At 66.0% G+C, this 25004-nt stretch carries 24 protein-coding genes; 11 read left to right on the top strand and 13 right to left on the bottom strand.

Annotated features, from left to right (window positions below; translation table 11 throughout):
- The first annotated feature begins 10 nt into the window (after nt 1-10).
- The 3 genes from rnr to INQ42_RS08690 all read left to right on the top strand — a co-directional run bounded on the left by rnr (nt 11) and on the right by INQ42_RS08690 (nt 7309).
- Nucleotides 11-2479: a ribonuclease R gene (gene rnr, locus INQ42_RS08700; protein WP_194033928.1), complete on the top strand. Its 2469-nt coding sequence runs from the start codon at nt 11-13 to the stop codon at nt 2477-2479.
- 71 nt (nt 2480-2550) lie between these two features.
- Nucleotides 2551-6177 carry a class I SAM-dependent DNA methyltransferase gene (locus INQ42_RS08695; RefSeq protein ID WP_194033927.1) on the top strand — a complete coding sequence of 1209 codons (3627 nt, stop codon included), beginning with the start codon at nt 2551-2553 and terminating at the stop codon, nt 6175-6177.
- A gap of 58 nt (nt 6178-6235) precedes the next feature.
- Nucleotides 6236-7309 (top strand): hypothetical protein, encoded by a 1074-nt coding sequence (locus INQ42_RS08690; protein ID WP_194033926.1) that lies wholly within the window; start codon nt 6236-6238, stop codon nt 7307-7309.
- Nucleotides 7310-7397: 88 nt separating this feature from the next.
- Here INQ42_RS08690 and INQ42_RS08685 read toward each other — a convergent pair whose 3' ends face one another.
- Both INQ42_RS08685 and INQ42_RS08680 read right to left on the bottom strand, forming a co-directional pair.
- Complete coding sequence (locus tag INQ42_RS08685) at nt 7398-7805, bottom strand: hypothetical protein (protein ID WP_194033925.1); 408 nt, start codon at nt 7803-7805, stop codon at nt 7398-7400.
- Nucleotides 7802-8916 (bottom strand): IS3 family transposase gene (locus tag INQ42_RS08680; protein WP_194033924.1). Its coding sequence is split into 2 segments (ribosomal slippage): nt 7802-8664 and nt 8664-8916, totalling 1116 coding nucleotides; the frame shifts between segments, so codons are not numbered across the junction. The genes INQ42_RS08685 and INQ42_RS08680 overlap by 4 nt, the downstream gene beginning before the upstream one ends.
- 47 nt (nt 8917-8963) lie before the next feature.
- Here INQ42_RS08680 and INQ42_RS08675 point away from each other — a divergent pair.
- From INQ42_RS08675 to INQ42_RS08660, 4 genes are all read left to right on the top strand, one after another.
- Nucleotides 8964-9428: a hypothetical protein gene (locus INQ42_RS08675; protein WP_194033923.1), complete on the top strand. Its 465-nt coding sequence runs from the start codon at nt 8964-8966 to the stop codon at nt 9426-9428.
- Between the two features lie 127 nt (nt 9429-9555).
- Nucleotides 9556-10953 carry a hypothetical protein gene (locus INQ42_RS08670; protein ID WP_194033922.1) on the top strand — a complete coding sequence of 466 codons (1398 nt, stop codon included), beginning with the start codon at nt 9556-9558 and terminating at the stop codon, nt 10951-10953.
- A gap of 172 nt (nt 10954-11125) precedes the next feature.
- Complete coding sequence (locus tag INQ42_RS08665; RefSeq protein ID WP_194033921.1) at nt 11126-11497, top strand: hypothetical protein; 372 nt, start codon at nt 11126-11128, stop codon at nt 11495-11497.
- 126 nt (nt 11498-11623) lie between these two features.
- Nucleotides 11624-12001: a PH domain-containing protein gene (locus INQ42_RS08660; protein ID WP_194033920.1), complete on the top strand. Its 378-nt coding sequence runs from the start codon at nt 11624-11626 to the stop codon at nt 11999-12001.
- Nucleotides 12002-12044: 43 nt separating this feature from the next.
- Here INQ42_RS08660 and INQ42_RS08655 read toward each other — a convergent pair whose 3' ends face one another.
- Nucleotides 12045-13184: a DmpA family aminopeptidase gene (locus INQ42_RS08655; RefSeq protein WP_194033919.1), complete on the bottom strand. Its 1140-nt coding sequence runs from the start codon at nt 13182-13184 to the stop codon at nt 12045-12047.
- A gap of 169 nt (nt 13185-13353) precedes the next feature.
- Here INQ42_RS08655 and INQ42_RS08650 point away from each other — a divergent pair, with 169 nt between their 5' ends.
- From INQ42_RS08650 to sugE, 4 genes are all read left to right on the top strand, one after another.
- Nucleotides 13354-13629, top strand: coding sequence for a YlcI/YnfO family protein (locus tag INQ42_RS08650; protein WP_194033918.1), 276 nt, complete (start codon nt 13354-13356; stop codon nt 13627-13629).
- Nucleotides 13626-13934, top strand: a complete 309-nt coding sequence (locus INQ42_RS08645) for a type II toxin-antitoxin system RelE/ParE family toxin (protein WP_194033917.1) — start codon at nt 13626-13628, stop codon at nt 13932-13934. The genes INQ42_RS08650 and INQ42_RS08645 overlap by 4 nt, the downstream gene beginning before the upstream one ends.
- Before the next feature lie 97 nt (nt 13935-14031).
- Entirely contained in the window at nt 14032-14793 is a 762-nt protein-coding gene (gene rlmB, locus INQ42_RS08640; protein WP_193983846.1) for a 23S rRNA (guanosine(2251)-2'-O)-methyltransferase RlmB, read from the top strand.
- Nucleotides 14794-15137: 344 nt separating this feature from the next.
- A complete protein-coding gene (gene sugE, locus INQ42_RS08635; RefSeq protein WP_194033916.1) occupies nt 15138-15455 on the top strand; it encodes a quaternary ammonium compound efflux SMR transporter SugE in 318 nt (105 codons plus the stop codon).
- A gap of 33 nt (nt 15456-15488) precedes the next feature.
- On the opposite strand, the gene rnt is transcribed toward sugE, so the two are convergent.
- From rnt to INQ42_RS13050, 10 genes are all read right to left on the bottom strand, one after another.
- Complete coding sequence (gene rnt, locus INQ42_RS08630; RefSeq protein ID WP_194033915.1) at nt 15489-16181, bottom strand: ribonuclease T; 693 nt, start codon at nt 16179-16181, stop codon at nt 15489-15491.
- Nucleotides 16182-16268: 87 nt separating this feature from the next.
- The gene (phoU, locus tag INQ42_RS08625) at nt 16269-16997 is read right to left on the bottom strand and encodes a phosphate signaling complex protein PhoU (RefSeq protein WP_194035826.1); all 729 of its coding nucleotides are present in this window, start codon (nt 16995-16997) and stop codon (nt 16269-16271) included.
- Nucleotides 16998-17008: 11 nt separating this feature from the next.
- Entirely contained in the window at nt 17009-17845 is an 837-nt protein-coding gene (gene pstB, locus INQ42_RS08620) for a phosphate ABC transporter ATP-binding protein PstB (protein WP_194035825.1), read from the bottom strand.
- Nucleotides 17846-17930: 85 nt separating this feature from the next.
- Entirely contained in the window at nt 17931-18809 is an 879-nt protein-coding gene (gene pstA / locus INQ42_RS08615) for a phosphate ABC transporter permease PstA (RefSeq protein ID WP_194033914.1), read from the bottom strand.
- On the bottom strand, nt 18809-19777 hold the full coding sequence (gene pstC, locus INQ42_RS08610) for a phosphate ABC transporter permease subunit PstC (RefSeq protein ID WP_194033913.1): 969 nt from the start codon (nt 19775-19777) through the stop codon (nt 18809-18811). The genes pstA and pstC overlap by 1 nt, the downstream gene beginning before the upstream one ends.
- A gap of 13 nt (nt 19778-19790) precedes the next feature.
- Nucleotides 19791-20873: a phosphate ABC transporter substrate-binding protein PstS gene (gene pstS, locus INQ42_RS08605; protein ID WP_194033912.1), complete on the bottom strand. Its 1083-nt coding sequence runs from the start codon at nt 20871-20873 to the stop codon at nt 19791-19793.
- Nucleotides 20874-21055: 182 nt separating this feature from the next.
- Nucleotides 21056-22366, bottom strand: coding sequence for a Yip1 family protein (locus INQ42_RS08600; RefSeq protein WP_194033911.1), 1311 nt, complete (start codon nt 22364-22366; stop codon nt 21056-21058).
- Nucleotides 22367-22462: 96 nt separating this feature from the next.
- Entirely contained in the window at nt 22463-23614 is a 1152-nt protein-coding gene (locus INQ42_RS08595; RefSeq protein WP_194033910.1) for an OprO/OprP family phosphate-selective porin, read from the bottom strand.
- A gap of 117 nt (nt 23615-23731) precedes the next feature.
- Nucleotides 23732-24391 (bottom strand): endonuclease III, encoded by a 660-nt coding sequence (gene nth, locus INQ42_RS08590; protein ID WP_194035824.1) that lies wholly within the window; start codon nt 24389-24391, stop codon nt 23732-23734.
- Between the two features lie 62 nt (nt 24392-24453).
- On the bottom strand, nt 24454-24987 hold the full coding sequence (locus tag INQ42_RS13050) for a hypothetical protein (protein ID WP_194033909.1): 534 nt from the start codon (nt 24985-24987) through the stop codon (nt 24454-24456).
- Nucleotides 24988-25004: the final 17 nt, after the last annotated feature.

Here is a 25004-nt window from a genome sequence, read left to right as displayed (position 1 = left end):
CATCCCCTCCATGAACAAGCCCCCCAGCAAGCGCGGCCGCAAGCCGTCCAAATCGACCGGCAAGGCCGGAACCCCGAAATCCGCGGCAGGCGCCGCAGGCGGCAAGCCCAAGGGCAAGAAGCCCGGCTGGCTGCCCGACGCACCGCGCGGCGGTCCCAAGCCGCCGCTGGCGCCGCTGCACCCTGACACGGGCAAGGACGGCAAGCTGGCCGATCCGTTTGCCGCCCGCGAGGCCGCGCGCTACGACCAGCCCATCGCCAGCCGCGAGATGATCCTGCAGCTGCTGGCCGCCGCCGACGGTCCGATGGACGCCGAGGCGCTGGCGACCAAGCTCGCCCTGACCGAGCCCGACCGCTTCGATGCGATGACCGCCCGCCTGCGCGCGATGGTGCGCGACGGCCAAGTGCTGCAGAACCGGCGCGGCGGCTTCGTCCCCGCCCAGCAGCTCGACCTCGTCCCCGGCACCGTAATCGCCAACCCGGACGGCTACGGCTTCCTGCGCCCGGATGCCGGCGGCGATGACATGTTCCTGCCGCCCTACGAGATGCGGAAGGTCATGCACGGCGACCGCGTCCTCGCCGGCCTCACCGGCATGGACAACCGCGGCCGCCAGGAAGGCACGATCCTGGAGGTGCTCGAGCGCCGCATGAGCCGGATGATCGGCCGCTTCATCGTCGATGACGGCATCTGCTACGTGGAGCCCGACGACCGCCGCGTCCAGCGCAACATCCTGATTCCGCCCGAGGGTCGCGGCGACGCGCAGCCGGGCAATCTGGTGGTGTGCGAGCTGACCCGCGCGCCCGACGCGCGCCGCCCGCCGATGGGCCGCATCCTGACCGTGCTGGGCGAGAAGCTGACCGCCTCGCTGGCGGTGCAGGCCGCGATCCACGGCCACAACATCCCGCACGAATTCGCCCCCGAGGTGCTGGACGAGGCGGGCGCGATCCCGGTCGAGGTGCAGGCTGAGGAAACCGCGAACCGCGTGGACCTGCGTGCGTTCCCGCTGGTCACCATCGACGGCGAGGACGCCAAGGATTTCGATGACGCGGTGTGGTGCGAACCCAACCGCGACGGTTTCCGGTTGATCGTCGCCATCGCCGACGTGTCCCATTACGTGCGCCCCGGCCGCCCGCTGGACGAGGAGGCGCAGAACCGCGCCACCTCGGTCTACTTCCCCGGTTTCGTGGTGCCGATGCTGCCCGAGGTGCTGTCCAACGGCATCTGCTCGCTCAAGCCCAAGGTCGACCGCCTGTGCTTCGTCTGCGACATGCAGGTGGACCGCATGGGCCAGGTGACCGAGTCGAGATTCTACGAAGCGGTGATGCGCTCGCACGCCCGCCTGACCTACAACCAGGTCTGGAACGCGATCGGTGATGGCATCGAGGATGAGGCGCGCGAGGAAGCGCAGCAGCAGGTCGGCGAATTGCTGCCCAACCTGCAGCGCCTGCACCAGCTCTACCAGGTGCTGGCCAAGGCGCGCTCCAAGCGTGGCGCGATCGAGTTTGAATCAAGCGAAGTGCGCTTCGTCCTCGGCGAGCGCGGTGAAGTCATCCAGGCCGGCATGCTGGTGCGCAACGACGCCCACAAGCTGATCGAGGAATGCATGATCGCGGCCAACGTGGAGGCCGCGAAGTTCCTGATCGAGGCCGAAGTGGTCGCCCCCTACCGTACCCACGACCGCCCGCCGGAGCAGAAGTACGAAGACCTGCTGGAGTTCCTCAAGGAGTTCCAGCTGCGCATGCCGCCGTGGTCGAAGGTGCAGCCGCGCGACTACACCCAGCTGCTGCGCAACACCCGCGAGCGCGCCGAGGCGCCGCTGATCGAATCCGTCCTGCTGCGCAGCCAGAGCCTGGCCGTGTACCAGCCGGAAAACATCGGTCACTTCGGCCTGGCGCTGGAGGCCTACGCCCACTTCACCTCGCCGATCCGCCGCTACCCCGACCTGCTGGTGCACCGCGCGATCAAGCACGCACTGAGTGGCGCCGCGCCGGAGAAATACCGCTACTCGCCCAGCGACATGGCCCAGCTGTCCCTGCAGAGCTCCGAGCGCGGCCGCCGCGCCGACGAGGCTTCGCGTGAGGTCGATGACCGCTACCGCGCCGCGTGGATGGAGCAGCACGTGGGCAGCGAGTTCGACGGCGTGATCAGCGGCGTCACCAGCTTCGGCCTGTTCGTCGAGCTGGACCAGTCCAAGGTCAACGGCCTGGTCCACGTGACCCAGCTGCCCAACGACTACTACCGCTTCGACCCCATCCGCAAGACGCTCACCGGCGACAAGACCGGCCGCGAATACCGCCTGGGCGACCGCGTCAGCATCATCGTGATGAAGGCCAGCCTGGAGGAGCGCAAGATCGACTTCCGCCTGGCCGGCGACGGCAAGCCGCGCAAGCCCGGCGAAGAGGCGGAAGCCCGGGGCGATGCGCAGGCCGACGCACCCGCCAAGAAGCCCGCCGCCAAGGGCCGCAGGAAGAAAAGCTGACCGCCTGAGCGGACCCCGCCATCGCGTATCCTGCCTGCGGCACCACACACCGCAGGCAGGGGACTCGACACGTGGCCGATGACGCACAGCAGCGCAGTTCCGTTTCCGGCAACACCGACGCCGAAGCCGACGCCAATGCCGACGCCTTCGTCAGCAAGTGGCAGGGCGTCACCGCCTCCGAGCTGTCGACCTCCCAATCGTTCCTGATCGAGCTGAGCCAACTGCTCGGCGTCGATGCCCCGCACGCCACGGCCGAGCAGGACTACATGTTCGAGCGGCCGATCACCTTCGCCCACGGCGATGGCAGCACCAGTGCCGGCCGCATCGACCTGTACCGCCGCGGCGCGTTCGTGCTGGAGTCCAAGAAGCTGCGCCAGGGCGCGCACACCAAGGGCTTCGACGACGCCATGCTGCGCGCCCGCAGCCAGGCCGAGAACTATGCCCGCGCCTTGCCCGCCGCCGAGGGCCGCCCGCCGTTCCTGATCGTGGTCGATGTCGGCCACCGCATCGAGCTGTACTCCGAGTTCAGCCGCTCCGGCGCCACCTACACCCCGTTCCCGGACCCGCGCAGCCACCGCATCGCGCTGGCCGACCTGCGCCAGGCCGAGGTCCGCGACCGCCTGCGCCGCGTATGGCTGGACCCGCTCGGCCTGGACCCCAGCCGCGAGTCCGCCCGCGTCACCCGCGAGATCGCCACCCGCCTGGCCAAGCTCGCCCGCAGCCTGGAGCAGGCGCGCCACGCCCCCGAGGCCGTCGCCCAGTTCCTGATGCGCTGCCTGTTCACCATGTTTGCCGAGGACGTGAAGCTGCTGCCGCAGGACAGCTTCCGCGAGCTGCTGACCAAACACGCCGAGCAGCCCGACATCGCCATGCGCATGCTCGCCCAGCTCTGGCGCGACATGGACAGCGGCGGCTTCTCAGCGGTGATCGCCGGCAACGTTTTGCGCTTCAACGGCAAGTTGTTCAAGCAACCCGACACCCTGCCGCTGGACACCGCACAACTGACCCTGCTGATCGAGGCCGCCCGCGCCGACTGGAAGCACGTCGAACCGGCGATCTTCGGCACCCTGCTGGAGCGCGCCCTCAGCCCCGGCGAGCGCCACAAGCTCGGCGCCCACTACACCCCGCGCGCCTACGTCGAGCGCCTTGTGCTGCCGACCGTGATCGAACCCCTGCGCAAGGAGTGGGGCGAGGCCCAGGCCGCCGCGATGACGCTGGCCGCCGAGGACAAACCCAACGACGCCGTCAAGGAACTGCGCCGCTTCCACCACCGCCTGTGCACCGTGCGCGTGCTCGACCCCGCCTGCGGCTCCGGCAACTTCCTCTACGTCACCCTGGAACACCTCAAGCGGCTGGAAGGCGAAGTGCTGCTGGCCCTGGACGAACTGGGCTACCGCCAGACCGGCCTGGCGCTCGACGGCGAACGCGCCGACGCCACGGCCGGCGAGACCGTCGACCCGCACAACCTGCTGGGCATCGAACTCAACCCGCGCGCCGCCGCCATCGCCGAAGTCGTGCTGTGGATCGGCTACCTGCAATGGCACTTCCGCACCCGCGGCGACGTGTTCCCCCCGCAGCCGGTGATCCGCGACTTCCGCAACATCGAGAACCGCGACGCCGTGCTGGCCTATGACCGCGTCGAGTTCGAGCTGGACGAGCGCGGCATCCCCGTGACCCGCTGGGACGGCGAGACGATGAAGGTCTCCCCCGTGACCGGCGAGAAGGTGCCCGACGACACCGCCCGCAAGCCGGTGGAGCGCTACGTCAACCCGAGAAAGGCGGCGTGGCCGGAGGCGGATTTTGTGGTGGGGAATCCGCCTTATATAGGCGCACGAAGAATTCGCCTCGCACTTGGGGACGGCTATCTCGATGCTTTGCGGGGTGCCTATCCCAACATCCCTGATCACGCTGACTTCGTCATGTATTGGTGGCAGCGCGCGGCCGAACTCGTCGGGAAAGCGGCAATTGATCGGTTCGGATTCATTACTAGCAACAGCATTCGTCAATCTTTTTCGCGCAAGGTGATCGAAGCGGCTTTCGTGGACTATCCGCAACTCGCCCTTCGTTTTGTGGTTCCCGATCATCCGTGGGTCGATACAGCCGACGGTGCAGCCGTCCGCGTGGCAATGACCGTGGTCGATACCGCTGGACGCAAAGGTCAACTATTGGAAGTGACGGACGAGTCCGCGGGCGACGACGGCGAGACCGAAGTGACGCTGCTTAAGACCGAAGGACCGATCACTCCAAATCTCACCGTCAGCTTTGACCCCGCCGCCGCGATGCCACTGGCCGCGAACGCTGGATTGGCGGCGGTTGGATACCAGTTGACCGGAAAAGGCTTCACGCTGACGGAGGATCAGCTGCGTTCCCTCTATCCCCAAGGTGACTACCCAAGCCAGATCATCCGTTCGTTGGTCAGCGGCCGGGATATCACCCAGAGCAATCGCAACTTGTTTGCAATCGACCTCTTCGGCCTGACAGATGCCGACGTTAGATCGAGCCATCCCGCTTTGTTCCAATGGGTATTGGATCGAGTCAAGCCGGAGCGAGACCAGAACAATCGCGAATCCTTGAGAGTCCGCTGGTGGATATTCGGGGAGGCGCGAAGCACTTTTCGACCGGCACTGGCGGGAACCAAGGCCGCTTTCGCAACATCCCTGACCTCAAAATACCGCACGTTTGTGCGTGTACCGGCCGACACAATCTGCGACAGCACCACTGTCATGTTTGCGCTGCCAGATCCTGTGTATTTCGGCGTGCTGTCTTCCGTCGTGCATGTGACATGGGCCCTGAGTGCTGGCGGGACCTTGGAAGATCGCCCCCGCTACAACAAATCGATCTGCTTCGAGAGCTTTCCATTCCCCGACCTCCACGCCGCCGACAAATTCGGCGGCCCCATCGGCGTCGCCCTTGTCGATGAAACCGGCCGGGCAGGGGAGACGCAGACCTACGGCGAATACCCCTCCGACCGCATCCGCAACCTCGCCGAACAACTCGACGCCCACCGCAAGCGTCAGCAGGAGCAACATCCCGGTCTGACCCTGACCGGCATGTACAACGTCCTCGAAAAACTGCGCAGCGGCGACGTCCTGACCACCAAGGAACGCACCATCCACGAACAGGGCTTGGTATCCGTCCTGCGCCAACTGCACGACGAACTCGACGAAGCCGTCCTGTACGCCTACGGCTGGGGCGACCTACTGCCCCTGCTGCGCATCGCCCACGGCAACGACGCCCCGACCGAAGGCCAGACCCGCGACGATGCCAAACGCGCCTTCGACGAAGCCATCCTCGAACGCCTCGTCGCCCTCAACGCCGAACGCGCAGCCGAGGAAGCCCGGGGCAACATCCGCTGGCTCCGCCCCGAGTTCCAGAACCCCGACGTCGTTCGCGAGCACGAACCCGAACAAACCCGCCTCGCCACTGACACGGCGCAACGCGACCGAGCGGAGGGCGACGAAGCGGCCATTGCACTACCGCCCTCGGTGAAACCTCAGCCGTGGCCAAAAGACACTGTCGACCAGGTCCGCGCCGTCGCCGACGTTCTTGCGACCAGTCCGATCCCACTCTCAATTGACGAGATCGCCGCGAGGTTTACTGCCCGTGGGCCTTGGAAAAGGCGTCTTCCGAAGCTAGTAGAGATGTTAGTAGCACTCGGTCGGGCGCAAGAGCAAGATGGAAAGATCGGGCCGGCCTAAATTGTTGTATTGGGCGAAACGCATCACTTATTCTCGCTAAAGCTCACAGGAATTCATTATGACCGAAGAACTAGCGCCCTTTCTTGCCCGCAACCGAATTGATGAGGAGACATGGCAAAAAAGTGGGTGCGATTGGGATGAGCTATTGGCCATTCGAGCTGATCACGCGGCGCAATCTAAGGTGTTCTCAGAAAGCGCTGCGCTGTATGTAAATATAATTCAGAATATACCAGGTGTTCATTCGGTCAGGTGGCGCGTCAAGCAGCCCGAGCATCTACTCGAGAAGATAATTCGGAAAAAGGCAGCAGGAGAAGAAAAATACGGGGATGTGCGTGCTGACAACTACTACGAGATTGTGACGGATCTTATAGGGATTCGTGCACTACATCTTTTCAAAGATGACTGCTTTGAAATAAACGAAGCAATTGCTTCTACTTGGTCTCCGGTTGAGAAGCCAATTGCATATATACGTAACGGCGACCCCGAGGATCTCGTTCAGAGGTATCGTAACCATGGCCTAGAGGTCAAGGTGCACCCCGCGGGATACCGATCCGTTCATCATGTAATATCATCGCAGCCAACCAATAGAAAGTTATATGTGGAGGTCCAGATTCGAACTATCTTTGAAGAAGGGTGGAGCGAGATCGACCATAAGATCCGCTATCCAAACTTTTCGAATAATGAATTAGTTGGCTATTTTTTAACAATCTTCAATAGAATGGCGGGAAGCGCAGATGAAATGGGAAGTTTTGTTACTGGCCTTGCCGCTTCGATTCAAGACTACCAGCTTCAAATAGCTCAAGCCTCACGAGAGCGAGACGAAAGCTTGGAGTCTATGGAAGCAATCATTCAAGAGTTGACTGAGCTGAAGCAGCAAGATAGAGCTTCGAGGGCGACCATCGACAAGCTTCAGGCGCAAGTCACAAAGATGAGAAAAGAGAACTCTGTCGATCAGATATTCTCAAGTACAGTTCAAGCAAATCAGCTGAAAAAGCTCTTGGAGCGAGACGCTATGAGCTTCAAAGATTTGGCCCAGTTAAGTTCCGCCACTGAGGCTTTAAAGCGGTTTGACGCGCAGTCTGAAATGGCGCGGATCGAGAAGCTCATGCAGTTCGGCCCAAAGAAGAAATAGGGGTAGCCGCTCCTTTTTATCGAGCGCCGGTAGGTGGCGTCACTTAGCTCGATCGTCATACATGGTAAGTGTCTCGCCGCCAGCGCTGTCACGTTTCAATAATCCTGCGCGACTGTCGCGCAGTTCTGCCACAATCCCCCTCGCTCCGGCCGCCCCATCGGCCAACCTCACGCCACACGGAAGCGGCGGAGCATTCCTGCACCGGCATCACGCCGGTTGCACTCATGACATGGAGAAAGTCGAAATGAGCCAGAACCTGCTTTCCATCGCCCTGTCCGCCGAGGACCTGACCGCCATCAACGCGGCGCTGGGCGATATCGAATCCCGTTTGGCCGGGCTGGTCGCGCTGGACAACCAGGCGCGTCGGGAGTTGACCAAGATGGGCGACAAGTCCGAGGCCTTCGTGCGCCAGACCCTGATGGTGCTGGAGCAGAACCCCGACATCGTGCCCGACGCGATCGGCCTGCCCGAGGCGATGCGTAAGCTTCCCCGTCAAGTAGACACTTCAAAAGTAGAGTTTCCAGCGTGGCGTTGGCGGTACTCCGCCGGCGTCAAATCGCCGAGGGAATCGTGGGGGCGTTCTTCGTTGTACTCGAGCATCCACCAGTACGCCGCCTCGCGAACATCGTCGAGGCGGGCGAAGAGGTGCTGGTCCAGAACCTCTTCGCGGAGGGTCCGGTTGAAGCGTTCGATGTAGGCATTCTGGTTGGGCTTGCCGGGCTGGATATACCGGATGGCCATGCCGTTGGCCTTTGCCCACTGGATGAACGTCTCGCCCAGGAACTCGGGGCCGTTGTCGGTGCGCAGCACCTGCGGCAGGCCGTGGTCGCGCTTGAGCTGCTCGAAGATGCGCACCAGGCGGGCGGAGTTGATCGATGTGTCGACTTCAATGTGCAGCGCCTCGCGGTTGAAGTCGTCGACCACGTTGAAGGTGCGGAATCGCCGACCGCACGCCAGTGCGTCAGACATGAAGTCCGCCGACCAGACCATATCTGGCAGCCGTGGCACGTACAGCGGCACCCGCTGGCGTTTGGGCAGGCGGCGCTTCACGGGCCGTCGCAGGTTGAGTTTCATGGCCTTGTACACCCGATAGATTCGCTTGTGGTTCCACTCCGGCCGGCGACGGTGCAGCAGCTTGCGGCACTTCCAGAAACCGCGGGCCGGGCGCTCCTCGACCAGTTCCGCCAGCGCGGCGATCACTTCGGCATCGCGCACCGTCCAGTCCAGCGGCGGGCGGTACCAAGCCGCACGCGACAGGCCCACGCATGCACAGGACCGGCGCAGTGGCCGCGCGTGCACCTCGACCAGGTACCGCACCGCCTCGCGCTTCTGCTCCGGCCCTACAGTTTTTTTGCAATCAGATCCTTCATCGCCGCGTTGTCCAGCGCCAGCTCCGCATACATGCGTTTGAGCCTGCTGTTCTCGGCCTCCAGATCCTTTACCCGCCGCAGCTCCGACGCCTCAAGGCCGCCGTACTTCGACTTCCAGTTGTAGTACGTCGGCGTGCTGATGCCGGCCTGCCGGCAGATGTCCTTGACGGGCAAGCCGGCATCGGCCTGCTTGAGGATCGAGACGATCTGGGACTCGGTGAAACGGGACTTCTTCATGGAACCTCCTGGCTGAGGGGAAGATGCCAGAAAGCTCTACTTATGGGTTGTCTACTGAATGGGGAAGCTTACGCCTCAACCTCTACGAGTTCAGCCAGGTCAACAACAACGAGATGGGCATCCTGATCCGCCGCTCGGAGGACGCGGAGCTGTATCGCGAGGCCTATGAGGAAGCCCAGCGCATCATCCGTATCAGCGACGAGGTGCGCATCTCGATGGAGCGCGTCGCGACCCCGCCCGAGGAAAAGCCGGCGGAAGCGGAGCAGGCCGCTGACGCGGTATCCGATCAGGACGGCGCCGACGACGTCGGCAAGCTGACCAGTTCAAAGCTGGCCCGCAAGCTCGGCCTCAAGACCGGCGACTTCCTCGACCGCATGGTCGCCAAAGGCCATCTGGAGTTGAAGGACGGCAAGCAGGTGCTGACCGATGCCGGCAAGGCCGCCGGAGGCGAGCTCCGCGTGAGTCCCCGATTCGGCGCGTACTTCCTCTGGCCAGAAGCGACGGACGACTGACCGATCATGGGTCGCCGCTGATTACTACCGTCACCAGGACTACACCGTCGAGCATGGGGTCACCCCTAGTTCCCCTTCCGCTCCGCGATCCGGAGGATGGAGGCGAACCCGGATATTGGTGATTTCCATGAGCACGGTAGACAACGCGATCAACTCCATAAAGGACCGCCTCTCCCAAGGCATTTTCGATTGGGACGTTTCCCACGGCGACCTCAAGTCCATCAACAACACGATGGCGGATCTGAGCCCGTCCGAGCGCAACGACGTCATCGCCGGGATGAGCGATGCGGAACTGGAGAATTGGGCCGGCGAGATCCACGGCAGTCTGGGCAGCCTCAGCGCGGATGAGCGGCAGACCTTGTTCAACAAGCTGGCCGAGGGCCTGGATGCCGAGCAGATGGTGCGCATGGTTGCGGCCTTTGATGCTTCCGGCAACCCCGACAGCATCCGTGAACTGGGCGCGGCGGTCGCCACCCACGGTTCGCCGGAAGCCAAGCAGGCGTTTATCGAGGCCATGGCCGGTCGCACCAATACCGGTGATGCGCACTTCGACCCTGAACCGACGCACCGTAACGACGTGACCGACAAGCTGCTTGCCGATCCCGATGCGCTTGCCGTGGCCGAGGTGCTGGCGAGCCTGGAGGGCGAGTACTTCGACGACGCCTGGAACGCGCTCAGCGACAGCCAGCAAGCTTCCGTCATGCAGGCCGGCATCGGCCAGGCCGAAACCAGCAGCCGCAACGGCAATATCACCAACTTCGACACCACCTTGGCAGGCCGCATCGTTGACGCGGCCGCGTCCAGCAGCGACCCCAACGTCAAGGCGGACGTGTTCGAACTGGCGTCGGAGAAACTCGCGGTCGTCCAGGGCGGCGGCGATAACGGTGCGGTGCCGTTCGGGGTAGGCACGGACTCACGCAACGAGGGCGCGCGCGACACGCTCGCCAATTCCATGACCACGCTGATCAACACCGATGTGAACGCCATCGTGGCGCGGCTGGAGGTGGTGGACCATGACGGCAGCGCCCTGGTCACCTACGTCACCGAGCAGTTGGCCGCCGGTCGTGAGGAGCAGGTCGGTGAACTGATCACCAAGGTGCAGAAGGGCGATGACCTGCAGGGCGACCCGGCCACGCGGTTCATCGAGACCGACGCCGACGGGCAATACGCCAATGCCCACAACCTGGGCTACCTGATGGGCGCGGTCGAGGCCGGCGTGCGCACCGTGACCGACGACCGGGTCGCGCAGGCGGAGATGATCCGCGACATCTTTGGTGGCGCGTTGAAGATCGCCGGCCTTCCCGGCGGCGGCCCGGCCGCCAGCGGCTCGCGTACCGGCGTGGACATGCTGAGCGATCAGATCATCGACTCGATTGTCGAAGGCTATGAAGAAGACGGCGCCAAGCTGAGCGATGTGATGTACGAGCTCGGCTATCCCACCGACGCCAACGGCGACCCGGTCAACCACCCCGGCGCCGAGGCCGTGTTCAAGTCACAGCGCGGGCATGTGTTGGACGAGAACTGAATTTCCATCCTCCGCGTCGCGTGAGTCGCGTGCGCTGTCGATTGCCGGCTCCGTCGCTGGCAGGAGTGAAAGTAGTCCCCCGAGGTCAGCAACCCTCGCGATGACCGGTTCAATCCGGGCTATTGTCGCGTGGGACAGGTGCATTGTTCAGACCTTGAATGGGTAAGCGGCCATGGCGGAACTCCTCTACTTCGCGGCATTTCTCTCCGTCGCGCTTGGCATCGCCCACTCGGTACTCGGTGAGAAATACATCCTCGCGCGCTTGTTCCGGCGCGCCGACCTGCCGAAGCTCTTTGGCAGCCCGGAGTTCACCGTGCGCACGCTGCGCTTTGCCTGGCACATCACCACCGTCGCGTGGTTCGGCTTCGGCGTGCTGCTTCTGTACGCAGGTCGGGGAGACCTCGCAGTTTCCGAAATGCTGAACATCATCGGCGCCACCTTTGTTGTGAGTGGCGTCCTGCCGCTGGTTTTCACCCGCGGCAGGCATCTGGCGTGGTTGATCCTGTTCGCCATTGGCGGCATCGCGTTGTGGTGCGCCGCCTGATCGTTACTTCAATCCGAACGCCGAAAGTGGCGTCGGCATGACCCGGGACCGCCGATGTCTAGCTACATATTTTGCGAGATCGTATAAAACGCGGTTCGCGCCTGCGACATCACAGAAGGGGAAACCATGGGACTGCTTGACGGGCTGCTCGGCAACGCATCCAAGATCGACACGACTGCAATCCAACAGGAGTTTGCGCAGGTGCTCGCGCCCGGCGAGGTGGTGGAGCACGTGTACAAGCTCATCCGCGACTACTTCGTTTTCACCAACAAGCGCCTGGTGCTGGTGGACAAGCAGGGCCTGACTGGCAGCAAGGTCGAGTACCACTCGATTCCATACCGGAGCATCACTCACTTCAGCGTCGAGACCGCAGGGAGCTTCGATCTGGACGCGGAGTTGAAGATCTGGATTTCCGGCACGGCAACGCCGGTCCAGAAGACATTCAACAAGAAGCTGAGCATCTACGAGGTTCAATCGGTGTTGGCCAGCTATGTGCTTGGTTGATCGGCGGAAAGGCTGCTGAGGCCGGGCGGAACCTCCTGATCACTCAACGCAAAACCCGATACCCCCGCGCCTCCATGATCCCCAGCACGTCATCCACCGGCAGCGCTTTGACCTCGTGGCCATCGCGGCCCACCGTGGTCTCGGCCTGGAACAGCGAGTTGAGGATGGCCTCTTCGGTCGCTTCGATGGCGGCCATGAACAACGGCGACATCGCGTCGTTGCGCAGCACGGTCAGCTGCCGGGTCGGGCTGTCGGAGTCGTGCGGGACGCGCGCCGACTCGTTGGCCGAGAACGCGATCACGTAGTCGCCGCTGCCGTTGGAGGCGATGCCGCCGGTCCGGGCCAGGCCGAGCATGGCGCGCTTGGCCAGCCGCTCCAGGTTGCGGGCGTCCAGCGGCGCGTCGGTGGCGACGATGATCATGCACGAGCCGTCGGGCGAGTCGTTGAGCGCGTCGCTCAGGTAGTGCTTGCCCAGCGCCTTGCCGATCGACACGCCGTCCACGCTCAGCACGCCGCCGAAGTTGGTCTGCACCAGCGCGCCTACCGTATGCCCGCCGAGGTTGCCGGGCAGCTTGCGCGAGGACGTGCCGATGCCGCCCTTGAAGCCGAACGCGACCGTGCCGGTGCCGGCGCCGACATTGCCCTGCGCCACGTGGCCGCCAGCCGCCGATTTGATCGCCGCCAGCACGTCGCGCTTGGTGACATGGCGGCCGCGGATGTCGTTGAGGTAACCGTCGTTGGTTTCCCCGACCACCGGGTTGACCGAGCCGACCACGGCGTTGTCGGCATACGAGAAGGCGTGGTCGATCAGCGCGTCCGCCGCGACCGGCACGCCCAGGGTGTTGGTCAGGATGATCGGCGTCTCCAGCGTGCCGAGCTCGGCGACCTGGGTGGAGCCGGCCAGCTTGCCGAAGCCGTTGCCCACGTACACCGCGGCCGGAACCTTGTTTTGGAAGACGTTGCCGGCATGCGGCAGCACCGCGGTGACGCCGGTGCGGATGCTTTTCCCGCGCACCAGCGTCGTATGCCCGACCGCAACGCCCGGCACATCGGTGATCGCGTTCCACTGGCCGGGCGCCAGCACGCCCACTTCGATGCCGTAGTCGCGCAGGTTTTTCTGCTGCGCCTGTGCAGGCGTGCAGGCGGCCCACAGCAGGGCCACGACGAGCAGGCGTACAAGCATGTTGGTTCCCTCCGACGGTCCGACCGCCACCCTAACCGTAAAACCGCTGGCAGGTGTCGCACCAGAACGCGCGGCGTTGCGCCGTTCCGACGGAAGATGACGCCTGCGTTCTGGACACTGGCGCGAAGGCGATGAATACTGCATCGCAATTGCAACGCAAGGGGTTTTTATGAAAACCGCCAACTTGCCTTCGTTGAGGGTCGATCCGCGTCTGCGCCAGGCGGCGGAAGACGTGCTGCGCGAAGGCGAAAGCCTGTCCAGCTTCGTCGAGGAGTCCGTCCGGGCCAATGTCGAGCGACGCCAATCGCAGCGCGATTTCATCGAGCGCGGACTGGCCTCACGCGACAAGGCCGCAGCGGCGGGCAGCTATATCGACGCCGCGGACGTTGTCGCCGGCCTGGAAGAACGGCTCGCCGCCAGACGCCAGGGCGGCAAGCCACGATGAATCATCAAGTCCGCTTCACGCAGGATGCCGAAGACGACTTGCACCAGCTCTACGACTTCATCCTCGACCGCGACCCGCCCGACTGGCCGCTGGCCGAGCGGGCGTTGGATGCCATACGTGCCGGTGTTGCGATGCTCGCGTTCTCCCCGTACGCCTGCCGCAAGGCTGCATCTGGCATGCCCCTGCTGCGGGAGCTGCTGATACCGTTCGGTGCCACGGGCTACGTGGTGTTGTTTGAAATCGAACCGAATCAGGTGGTGACAGTGCTGGCGGTGCGCCATCAGCGCGAGGACGATTACCACTGACGCCGCGCCACCATCACGCCGTCGGCCGGCAGCCCTGAGAAGGCAGGCGTCAACGCGCCCGCCTACAATGGCCGCCCCCCATCTGCTCCCGACCCCCATGAGCCAGAAACAATGGATCGCCGGCATCAACGCCGTCGCCGCCGCGATCGAGCACGACGCCGACAACGTGCGCGAGGTCTTGATCGAGGCGGGCGGCAAGAACCCGCGCCTGACCGAGATCGAAGGCTCCGCCCGCCGCTTCGGCATCGACGTGCGCCGGGTCAACCAGCAGGCGCTCTCCGGCGTCGCCGGCAGCCTGCGCCACCAGGGCGTGGTCGCGCGCTATGAAGCGGCGAAAACCTGGGACGAGAACGAACTGGAAGACCTCGTCACCGCCGCCGAAGGCCGCGCGTTGCTGCTGATCCTCGACGGCGTCCAGGACCCCCACAACCTCGGCGCCTGCCTGCGCAGCGCCGCGGCGGCCGGCGTCACCGCGGTGATCTTTCCCAAGGACAAGGCCGTGCAGGTCAACGCGACCGTGCGCAAGACCTCCGCCGGCGCCGCCGACAGCGTCGCCGTGATCCCCGTCACCAACCTGGCCCGCACCATGCGCGACCTGCAGAAACTCGGCGTCTGGCTGTACGGCCTGGCCGGCGAAGCCAAAGGCAGCCTGTACAACGTCGACCTGCGCGGCAACGTCGGACTGGTGCTCGGCGGCGAAGGCGACGGCCTGCGCCGCCTGACCCGCGAAAACTGCGATCAGCTCGTCAACATCCCCATGCCCGGCGCCGACGGCGGTGCCGGCGTCGAAAGCCTGAACGTCTCCGTGGCCGCCGGCGTCACCCTCTTCGAAGCCGTCCGCCAGCGCGTCACCGGCTGACCCGGTTTTGCGGGTCCGGAACCATCGCCACACGGAGCGCCGGGTGTGACTGCCCTTGGGTACGAATGTCCTCCGGCACCGATGAAGCCGGTGCCTCCTCCTTTACTTCACACCCAAGGGCATCCACACCCGGTATCCACTACTCCGGCTTTTGATTTCTTCCGCCGCCGCAACCCATCGGCGGCGCCTGCCGGCATAACCACCATCATCGCGCCATACCGCTGGCGTCTGCCGGGTGTCCCGATCACCAAGCGAATATCGTGGAGCGACTGATCGGGATACCCGGCAGACGCCTCCTCGCGTAGCCAGCAGATACTCCCCGCGTCACCAACGAGTCGCCCAACATGAACTGGATCATCCTCCTCACCGCCGGCCTGTTCGAAATCGCCTGGGCCATCGGCCTCAAGTACTCCGAGGGCTTCACCCGCCTCTGGCCGACGGTGGGCACCCTGGCGGCGATGGCGATAAGCGTCTGGATGCTGGGCATCGCGATGAAGAGCCTTCCCGTCGGCACCGCCTACGCCATCTGGGTCGGCGTCGGCGCCGTGGGCACCGTGATCCTCGGCGTGGTCCTGTTTGACGAGCCCGTCAACGCCCTGCGGATCGGCAGCGTCGCCCTGATCATCGCCGGCATGGTCGGCCTGAAACTCGCGACCCCGTAAACCCCCGGCCGCACGCCGCAAACCACCGATACCTCAGCCCGACGCAGGTGCCCGCGCCAGCGGCGCCACGCCCGGCATCGGCGCCGGCCACGCATTGACGATCTGGCAGAACAACTCGGCCGTGCGCTCGGTGTCATACACCGCCGAGTGCGCCTCGTTGGCGTCCCACTCGATGCCCGCCGCCGCCGCCGCCCGCGCCAGCACCGTCTGACCGTAGGCGACCCCGGCCAGGGTGACCGTGTCGAACACGCTGAAGGGGTGGAACGGATTGCGCTTGTGGCCGGTGCGCGCGACCGCGGCGTTGAGGAAGTTCAGGTCGAAGTGCGCGTTGTGGCCGACCAGGATCGCGCGCTGGCAGCCGTGCCGGCGCAGCGCCTCGCGCACCGGCGCGAACACATGGTCGAGCGCGGCGCGCTCTTCCTTGGCGAAGCGGAACGGGTGGTCCAGCACGATCCCGGTGATCTCCAGCGACTTGGGATCGATGTCCAGGCCGGGCGCCGGAATGACATGCGCGCTGGCCGTCTTGCCGGGAACCAGCAGGCCGTTCTCGTCGATATCCACCGGCACCACCGCGATTTCCAGCAGCGCGTGGCGGTTCCAGTCGAAACCGCCGGTCTCCACATCGACCACCACGGGCAGGAAGCCGCGGAAGCGTGTGGCCAGCGGCGAGGTGGTGGGGGCGTCAGGCAAACCTGGCGTGGAGGCGGAGGGCGCGGCGTCGGTCATGGCGGAAAGCGTAGCAGAGGCGGACGAGCGCCCCGGCGTGCGCGGACGCTCCGAAGGGTGTGCCGAGCCGCTCCGGCAATCCGGCGATCAGCGCGCCGGGTTGCCGGCGTTTACGGCCGCGAGGGTGCTGCTGTGGTCGCGTTTCTCCCGCGGCGGCAGCGGGTCGTCGCCATGGACCAGAAACCAGACGTTCTCGGCGATGTTGGTGGCGTGGTCGCCGATGCGCTCCAGGTTCTTGGCGACAAACAGCAGGTGGGCGCAGGCCGGGATGGTTGCCGCGTCGCCCATCATGTCGCCGAGCAACTCCGCGAACACCGCGGTGTAGGCCCGGTCGATGGCCACATCGCGCTCCCGCACCGCCCGCGCGGCTTCGGCGTCGTGGTCCCGATAGGCCGCCATCACCTCCCGCAACTGGGTCACCGCCAGATGCCCGATGCCCTGCAGCGTGGCGATCCGCTGCCGCGGCAGGGCGTCGCCGAGCACGGTGGAACGCTTGGCCAGGTTGGCCGCAAAATCGCCGATGCGCTCGATGTCGGAGGTGATGCGCAACGCGGCCAGGATGCCGCGCAGGTCGCGCGCCATCGGCCCGTGCAGGGCCAGTTGCATCACGTCGTGGCTGATCTGCTGTTCAAGCGCGTCGATGGCGGCGTCTGCGGCGATCAGCCGCATGGCCGCAGTAGGGTCGTTGCGGGCGAGCAGGGCGAGTGCGCCCTCCAGCTGCACCGCTGCCAGCTCGCCCATGCGCAGGGTTTCCTGCAGCAGGCGCAGCTGTTCCGCATCGTGGCCCTGCAGAATCCGGGAGCCGGAGCCGTCCATCGCGTTCGTGCTCATCCGAACCGCCCGGTGATGTAGTCCTCGGTCTGGCGCTGCGAGGGGTTGGCGAAGATGGTCTCGGTCGCGTCGTGTTCGACCAGGTCGCCCAGGTACATGAAGGCGGTGTAGTCCGACACCCGCGCCGCCTGCTGCATGTTGTGCGTCACCATGACGATGGTGAAGTCGTTCTTGAGGCCGGCGATGAGCTGCTCGATGCGGCTGGTGGAGATCGGGTCCAGTGCCGAGGTCGGCTCGTCCAGCAACAGCACGTCCGGCCGCAGCGCGACCGCGCGGGCGATGCACAGGCGCTGCTGCTGCCCGCCCGACAGGCCCAGCGCACTGGCGCCCAGCTTGTCCTTGACCTCGTCCCACAGCGCCGCCTGCTGCAGGGCCTGCTCGACACGCACCGCCATCTCCGCCTTGGAGAGCTTCTCGTGGTGGCGGATGGCGTAGGCGACGTTCTCGAAGATCGTCATCGGGAACGGCACCGGCTTCTGGAAGACCATGCCGACCCGACTGCGCAGGCGGTTCAAGGGGTAGCGGGGATCCAGGATGTTGGCACCGTCCAGAAGGACCTGGCCGGTCGCGCGCATCTTCGGGTACAGCGCATAGATCCGGTTGAACACGCGCAGCAGGGTCGACTTGCCGCACCCGGACGGTCCGATGAGCGCGGTGACCTGCTTCTCCGGGATCGACAGGCGGATGTCCTTGAGCGCATGGAAGCGGTCGTAATGGAAGTCCAGCCCGCGGACATCGAGCTTTGGCGGTGCCTGCGCGGTGTCGGCCGCAAGCGGAGTCGGCCGGGTTGCCCGCTCCAGGACGGCCGCACTGGCGGCCGGGTGCGCGCGCATGGCGGGAGAGCGGGGCAGGTCGAGCACGGCGGTGGCGTTCATCGGTGGTGCCTCGGGTGGGGATCGGAGGGGGATGGGACGGGCGTTAGTCATGCGCGACCCGATGCCGGGCGACGATGGCGCGGGCGACCAGACTGGTCAGCAGGACGAAGGTGGTCAGCACCAGCGCGCCGGCCCAGGCGAGGTCCTGCCAGGACTGGTAGGGGCTGCTGGCGTACTGGTACATGACCACCGGAACGCTGGCCATCGGACCGGTCAGGTCGGCGCTCCAGTACTGGTTGCCGAACGCGGTGAACAGCAGCGGCGCGGTCTCCCCGGAGATCCGCGCCAGCGCCAGCAGGATGCCCGTCATGACGCCGGGCAGGGCCGAGCGGAACATCACCTGCAGCACCACCTTCCAATGCGGCACGCCGAGCGACAGGGCCGCCTCGCGCATCTGGCCCGGGACCAGCCGCAGCATCTCGTCGGTGGTCCGCAGCACCACCGGCACGACGATGAAGGCCAAGGCGATGGCGCCGGCGATGGCGGAGAAATTGCCGCCGGTGCGCATCACCACCAGCGTGTAGACGAACAGTCCCAGCACGATGGACGGTGCGGAGAGCAGGATGTCGTTGACGAAGCGCACCACCGTGCCGACGCGGGTGCCGCGACCGTACTCGGCCAACCAGGTGCCGGCGGCGATCCCCAATGGAGTGCCGATCGCGATGGCCAGCAGGCACATCACCGCGCTGCCGAAGAACGCGTTGCGCAGACCGCCCCCGGTCATCGGCGGCGGCGTGTCGCGGGTGAACAGCGCCACCTCGATGCCGCCAAGGCCCTTGGCCAGCAGCGTCCACAAAATCCACCCCAGGCAGACCAGGCCGATCGCGGTCGCCACGTTGGACAGCACCAGCGCCAGCGCGTTGCCGATCCGGCGGCGGCGATACAGCACGTCAGCAACGGCGTCGTTGCGAAGCGGGGTCATCAGTTGCCCTCCCGGCGGGCGAGGCGGGCGAGCATGACGCGCGCCAGCGCGAGCACGACGAAGGTGACGATGAACAGCACGAAGCCCAGCAGCAGCAGGGCGGAGCGGTACTCGCCGGTGGCCTCGCCGAAGTCATTGGCGATCAGCGCCGCGATGGTGGTGCCCGGCTCCAGCAGCGAGGCGGTAAAGCGGGTCGAGTTGCCGATCACGAACGCGACCGCCATGGTCTCGCCCAGCGCCCGGCCCAGGCCCAGGAAGATGCCGCCGATCACCGCCGAACGGGTGTAGGGCAGCACGATGTTCCAGCTGACTTCCCATCGGGTCGACCCCAGCGCGTAGGCCGACTCCTTCAGCCGCGTCGGCACCGTGAGGAAGACCTCGCGCATCACCGAGCTGATGAAGGGCACCACCATGATCGCCAGCACGATGCCGGCGGTGAGCATGCCGATGCCGATCGGCGGCCCCTGGAACAGCGGGCCGATCACCGGCAGCGGGCCGAGGTGCTCATTCGCCCACGGCGTGACATGGCGGGTCATCACCGGCACCAGCACGAACAGACCCCACATGCCGTAGATGATCGAAGGGATGCCGGCCAGCAGCTCGATCGCGGTGCCCACCGGGCCGCGCAGCCAGCGCGGCGCGACTTCGGTGAGGTGGAAGGCGATGCCGAAGCTGAGCGGCACGGCGAGCAGCATCGCGATGGCGGCGGTGACCAGGGTGCCGAAGATCGGGACCAGCGCCCCGTACCGGCCCTGCACCGGGTTCCAGTCGGCGGAGAAAAAGAAATCCAGGCCGCTGGCCTGCAACACCGCGCGGCCGCCCCAGAGCATGGACAGGGCGGCGCCGGCGAGCAGCAACAGCACCAGCGCGACGGCAGCGGCCAGCGCGTAGCGGAACCAGCGGTCGTTGCGCGCGTCGGCGGTGTCGCGCGCAAGGATGCCGGCGTTGGTCAGGACGCTCGTGCTCATGGGCGGCGGCGGGTCACTGGGCGCCGGTGGTGAAACCGAATTCGCTGGCCCAGTAGCGCTCCACCTGGTCCACCAGTGGCGCCGGCAGCGGCACGTAATGCAGCGCGTCGGCCTGCGCCTGGCCGTTGTGCAGCGCCCACCGGAAGAAGTCCAGCGCGTTGCGGCTGCGCTCCGCGTCGGCGGGCTGCTTGTGCATCAGGATGAAATTGGTCGCGGTGATCGGCCAGGCCTGCTCGCCGGGCGCATTGGTGATCACCAGGTTGAAGTCGCTGGCGCCGGCCCAGTCGGCGGTGGCGGCCGCGGCCTGGAAGCTGTCGGCGTTCGGCGCGACGAAGTTGCCGGCGGCATTCTGCAGCAGCGCGTGCGACATGGCGTTCTGGATCGCGTAGGCCAGCTCGACGTAGCCGATCGCACCGTCGATCTGCTGGACGTAGGACGCCACGCCCTCGTTGCCCTTGCCGCCGACACCTGCCGGCCACTGCACGGACTTGCCTTCGCCAACAGCGTCCCGCCACGCCGGACTCACCTTGGACAGATAGTTGGTGAAGTTGAAGGTCGTGCCCGAACCGTCGGAGCGCTGGACCAGGCTGATGCCGGTCGCCGGCAGCGCCAGGTCGGGGTTGAGCGCGGCAATCGCCGGGTCGTTCCAGGTCGTGAGCTTGCCCAGGTAGATGTCCGCCAGCAGCGGTCCGGTCAGGCGCAACTGCCCCGGCTCGATGCCGGCGACGTTGACCACCGGCACCACGCCGCCTATCGCGGAAGGGAACTGCCCCAGTCCCGCCTGGGCCAGCTCGGCGCTCGACAGCGGTGCGTCGGAGGAGCCGAAGTCCACCGTGGCGGCAGTGATCTGGGCGATGCCGCCGCCGGAGCCGATCGACTGGTAGTTGACCTGGTGGCCGGTCGCGGCGTGGTAGTCGGCCGACCAGCGCGAGACCAGCGGAAAGATGAAGGTCGCACCCGCGCCGGTGATCTGCGCGGCACCCGCTGCGCCGGAGTGGGCGTCGGACGTGCTGCCGTCGGTGGGCGCCGTGCAGCCGATAGCGGCGGCGGCAAGAGCGAAGACCAAGGACAGGGCGGCAATGCGGTTGGGTTTCATGGGCGGCTCGTCAGGGCCGGCGTGGCCGGCGTTGGCACCATGAAAGGACGTTTGTGTTACCGGCGTATGACCGTGAGGTTGGGAGGCTGAACAGGAAAAAGGGCGCCTCCGGTGGGAGCGCGCCCTTATTTCATGGTTCGCCGCGGCGATGACCCGCCGCGACGCTGTCTTCGCGGCTGAAGCTATTGCTGCTCGGCCCCGGCCTTGGCGACGGCCTCCAGCTTGGCCAGGTCGATGCTTTCCACCGCGGACTGGATCTGCTGGAAGTTCTCCGCGGTGCCCTCGGCCTTCACCGTGAAGCGGCTGCCGACCATGACCTCGTAGGCGCCCCGGCCGCTGCGGCTGTTCCACTCCTCTTCGATATGACGTCCGTTGCGGGTGTAGGTCTTCTCAAAGCCGTCCTGCGTCTCCGATGAGGACTCCGAACTCATCAGTCCGCGGAATGCGCCCATCTTGGCCATCATCGGCGCGTCCGACAGCGTCAGCTTGAGGCGCCGCTGGCCGTCCTCGCTGGCGTAGTCGGCCGAGGCGTTGCTGACCTGCATGCCCATGGCGCTCTCGCGGCTGGCGCTGGTGCCGGTGCGCGGCATCCCGGCGATCGAGGCCGGCAGCAGGCTTTTGAGCTGCTCGGGCTCCAATGCCTCCAGCGGCTCGCCGTCCTTGCCGCCGAACAACGCGGCCATCGCCGCTTCCGCAGACGCCATGTCGGCGTCGCGCGAGCTGCCCGATGAACCCGAATCCTTCGAATCACTGCGGGCCTTGCTGCGGCTGCGCGACTCGGCCGATTCCATGCGCTCGCCGGCGGCGCGCATCTGCTCGCCAAACACGGCCAGCTGGCCCAGCTTGCTGTCTTCGTCGAACACCATGCTGGAGCTGCTGGCGCCCTTGCCCATCGCGCCGGCGCCCATTGCGCCGATGCCGGTCACGCCGGCAACCACCGCGCCGATCAGCAGGCTCAGCACCAGGGTGATCACCACGATCACCACGGTGTAGCCCAGCGACTTCTCGGGCGGGTTCTTCATCGTGTGGGTCAGGCCCAGGTACAGCAGGTAGATCGAGTAGATCCCACCGACCAGTCCGATCACCCCGCCCAGCCACGGAATGATGACGCCGATCCCGGCGACCCAGGCCGCGGTGTAGGCGTAGGCGATCGTTTTCAGCGCCTGGACCTGGTTCTTCTGGCCGCGAAAGCTCGGCGCCAGCGCGTTGATGATCAGCGCCACGACATACACCATGACCAGGCTGAGCGCGTAGGTCAGCAGTGCGCCCAGCAGGCCCGCGACGATCCCGGTGCGCATGGTCGCGCCGAACATGCTGTAGCCGATCAGACTGGTCTTGATGAAGGTGAAGATGGCCGGCAGCGCTGCCAGGATCATGATGTATCGGGTGTAGAGGCCGGCAACGGTTGCCGGTTCCCCGCCAATCACCGGCCAGGTGCGGCGCGGGTTGAACAGGATGGACTTCACCCGCTCGATCAAGGATTCCGAATTCATGCGTGCTACTCCACAGTTGTGCAGACAGGGGCCGGGCTGGCCGGCACTCTCTGGTCAACTACGAGGGACGGCACCGGATCCGGACACCGTATTCGGCTACCAGTGGAGCTGCAGCCGTGCCTCGATGATGTCGGGGTTGTCGTCGATCCCCGCGCGCCGGCTGTCGACCTTCACGTAGTTCAGCGCCAGCTTGAAGTTCGAGCGCCAGTAGACATTCACCCCGGCGGTGATCGCGTCCATCCGGCCGCCCTGCACGGCGCCGTCGTCCAGGTCGATGCTGTCGTAGCGCAAACCAAGCTGCCACATACCCGCCGCCGGATCGCTGGGAGCTGCGGTCCCGGGGACGCCGTCCTTGTACTTCCAGCCTTCACCGGTGAGGTTCCACAGGGCACTCAGGTACCCGCCGCTGACGCGGAAGTCGGCCTCACCGGCGCCGTGGCGGTCGACATCGACCTGCATGAACTCGCCCTGCAGCTTGACCGGCCCGCGTGCCCAGAAGCTCTCCAGACCGATCGTCGCCATCCGGTCCGCATTGGCCAGGGTGCCGGTGCTGACCAGGCTCGCTTTGGCCAGGTCGGCATTGGGTTTGGCCGACAGCCTGATCGCGTCGCCATCGACATCTCGGTCGACGTATGACAGGCCGAAGTGGAGGATGGTGCCGTCCTGGTTGATCGGGGCAAAGGTACCGCGCAGGCCGACACCGTTCCCGGCGGCCTTGTTGCGGGTCAGCTCGCTGCCAAAAACACTGGCGGTCATGGCGAAGGGGCCGCTGCCATAGGACCAGGCAGCGCCCAGGCGACGACCTGTGGCGAAGCTGTTGGTGATGGTGGCCTTGGAGATGAAGTCGTTGTGCCTGGTCGACGACAGCTCCTCCAGGCTGTTGGGCTGCTTGAACTGGCCCATCTGAAGGTAGTGCCGCTTGTTGCCGCCCAGCCGGTACTTCGCATTGACGTCGAGCCATTTGTCGGCCTTGGCGTCATAGCCGATCACCCAGTCGATGTTGCCCGGGCCCTTGCCCTTGAGCACCAGTTCGGCGCGACGCAGCTCCTGGTCGGCGTTGCTGCCCTCCAGCACGTCACCGTTGAGGTCTGCAACGTCGCTGCCGAAATGGTTGTAGTCAGCCTGGACCAGGCCTTCAAAACTGATTCCCGTGCCACTGATGACATCGAGGGCGATTTCGGCATGGGCGAGCGGAACGGCGCCCGCCAGCAGCAGCGCGGTGGCAAGAGGGGTCAGGCGGATCTGCATGGCGGCGCGCGTCACATTGGGAAAGTGCCCGCAGTGTGGCCACGCAACATTGCAGTGAGATGACAACAGCAGCCTGGCGAAGCGGGCAATAGCGCTAGGTCCGCGTTTGCACCTGCGTCAGCCGCGACCCTGCCGCGCGCCCACGGCGTCCAGTGGCGCCTCCGGTTCCCCAGGCGTCTTGTCGCGGTAGCGGCAGATGTCGCGGATCACGCAATGCGGGCAGTCGGGCGTGCGCGCCTTGCACACGTAGCGCCCGTGCAGGATCAGCCAGTGGTGCGCGTCGCGCAGGTACTCGTCGGGAATCACCCGCACCAGCAGGTCCTCCACCTCGCGCACATTCCTGCCCGGCGCCAGGCCGGTGCGGTTGGACACCCGGAAGATGTGGGTATCCACGGCCATCGTCGGTTCGCCGAACGCGGTGTTGAGCACCACGTTGGCGGTCTTGCGGCCGACGCCGGGCAGGGCCTCCAGCGCCGCGCGGTCGTTGGGCACCTGGCCGTCGTGCCGTTCCAACAGCAGCTCGGCCATGGCCACGACGTTGGCCGCCTTGGTGTTGTAGAGCCCGATGGTCGCGATGTACGGCTTAAGGCCTTCCACGCCGAGGGCCGCTATCGCCGCCGGCGTATTGGCGACGGGGAACAGCTTCCGGGTCGCCTTGTTGACGCCCACGTCGGTGGACTGGGCCGACAGGGTCACCGCCACCAGCAGCTCGTAGGGGCTGGAAAATTCCAGCTCGGTGGTCGGTTCCGGGTTGAGCTGGCGCAGCCGGGCAAACATCTCCTCAATCTCGGCCTTGCGCAGCTTCGAGCGCGGGCGGGTCTTGCGGCGGACCGGGGTGCTCAACGCTTGGGACCTCCGTGCTCGGGCGGACCGTGCTCGGGCGGATTCTGGGTGGCCAATCCGGGCAGCGACTTTGCCTGCGCGCGCGCCGCCACTTTTGCCTGCGCCCGCGCCAATGCCGCGGCCGCGGCAGGCGGAAGCGCCGGGCTGACCACGCGTGGCGCCTCGAACGGGCGCGCCGCTTCGACCGCGCCGGGAACCGTCGTCTTGGGCGAGTCCTTGACCCCGGCAACGAGCGCCGCCCTGCGCTGCTCGCGCTCCAGGCGCCGACGCTCCAGCCTCGCTTCGCGCTGGCGATAGCGCGCCCGTGCCGCCAGCGCCTGCCGGCGCTCGCCCTGCACGCGATCCAGCAATGCGAGGCAGTGCGTGGTGCAGGCCGGGCAGGGCGCGACGTCCATCAGGCCCAACGCGAAGGCACGGTCCAGATCGCCGATCGCCAGTGCGTTGTTGACCGGGTGGCCGGCGCTGCCGCGCGCATCCGTGCAGCCGCAGGCACAGGCCGGCGCGGGCGAGGGCGTCGCGGCGGTAGCCACCTCCGCATCCACCGCCT

The organism is Lysobacter avium (genome assembly GCF_015209745.1).
Taxonomy (GTDB): Bacteria; Pseudomonadota; Gammaproteobacteria; order Xanthomonadales; family Xanthomonadaceae; genus Novilysobacter; species Novilysobacter avium.
Note: the sequence above shows the minus strand (reverse complement) of the source record. Positions and strands in the feature narration are given on the sequence as shown.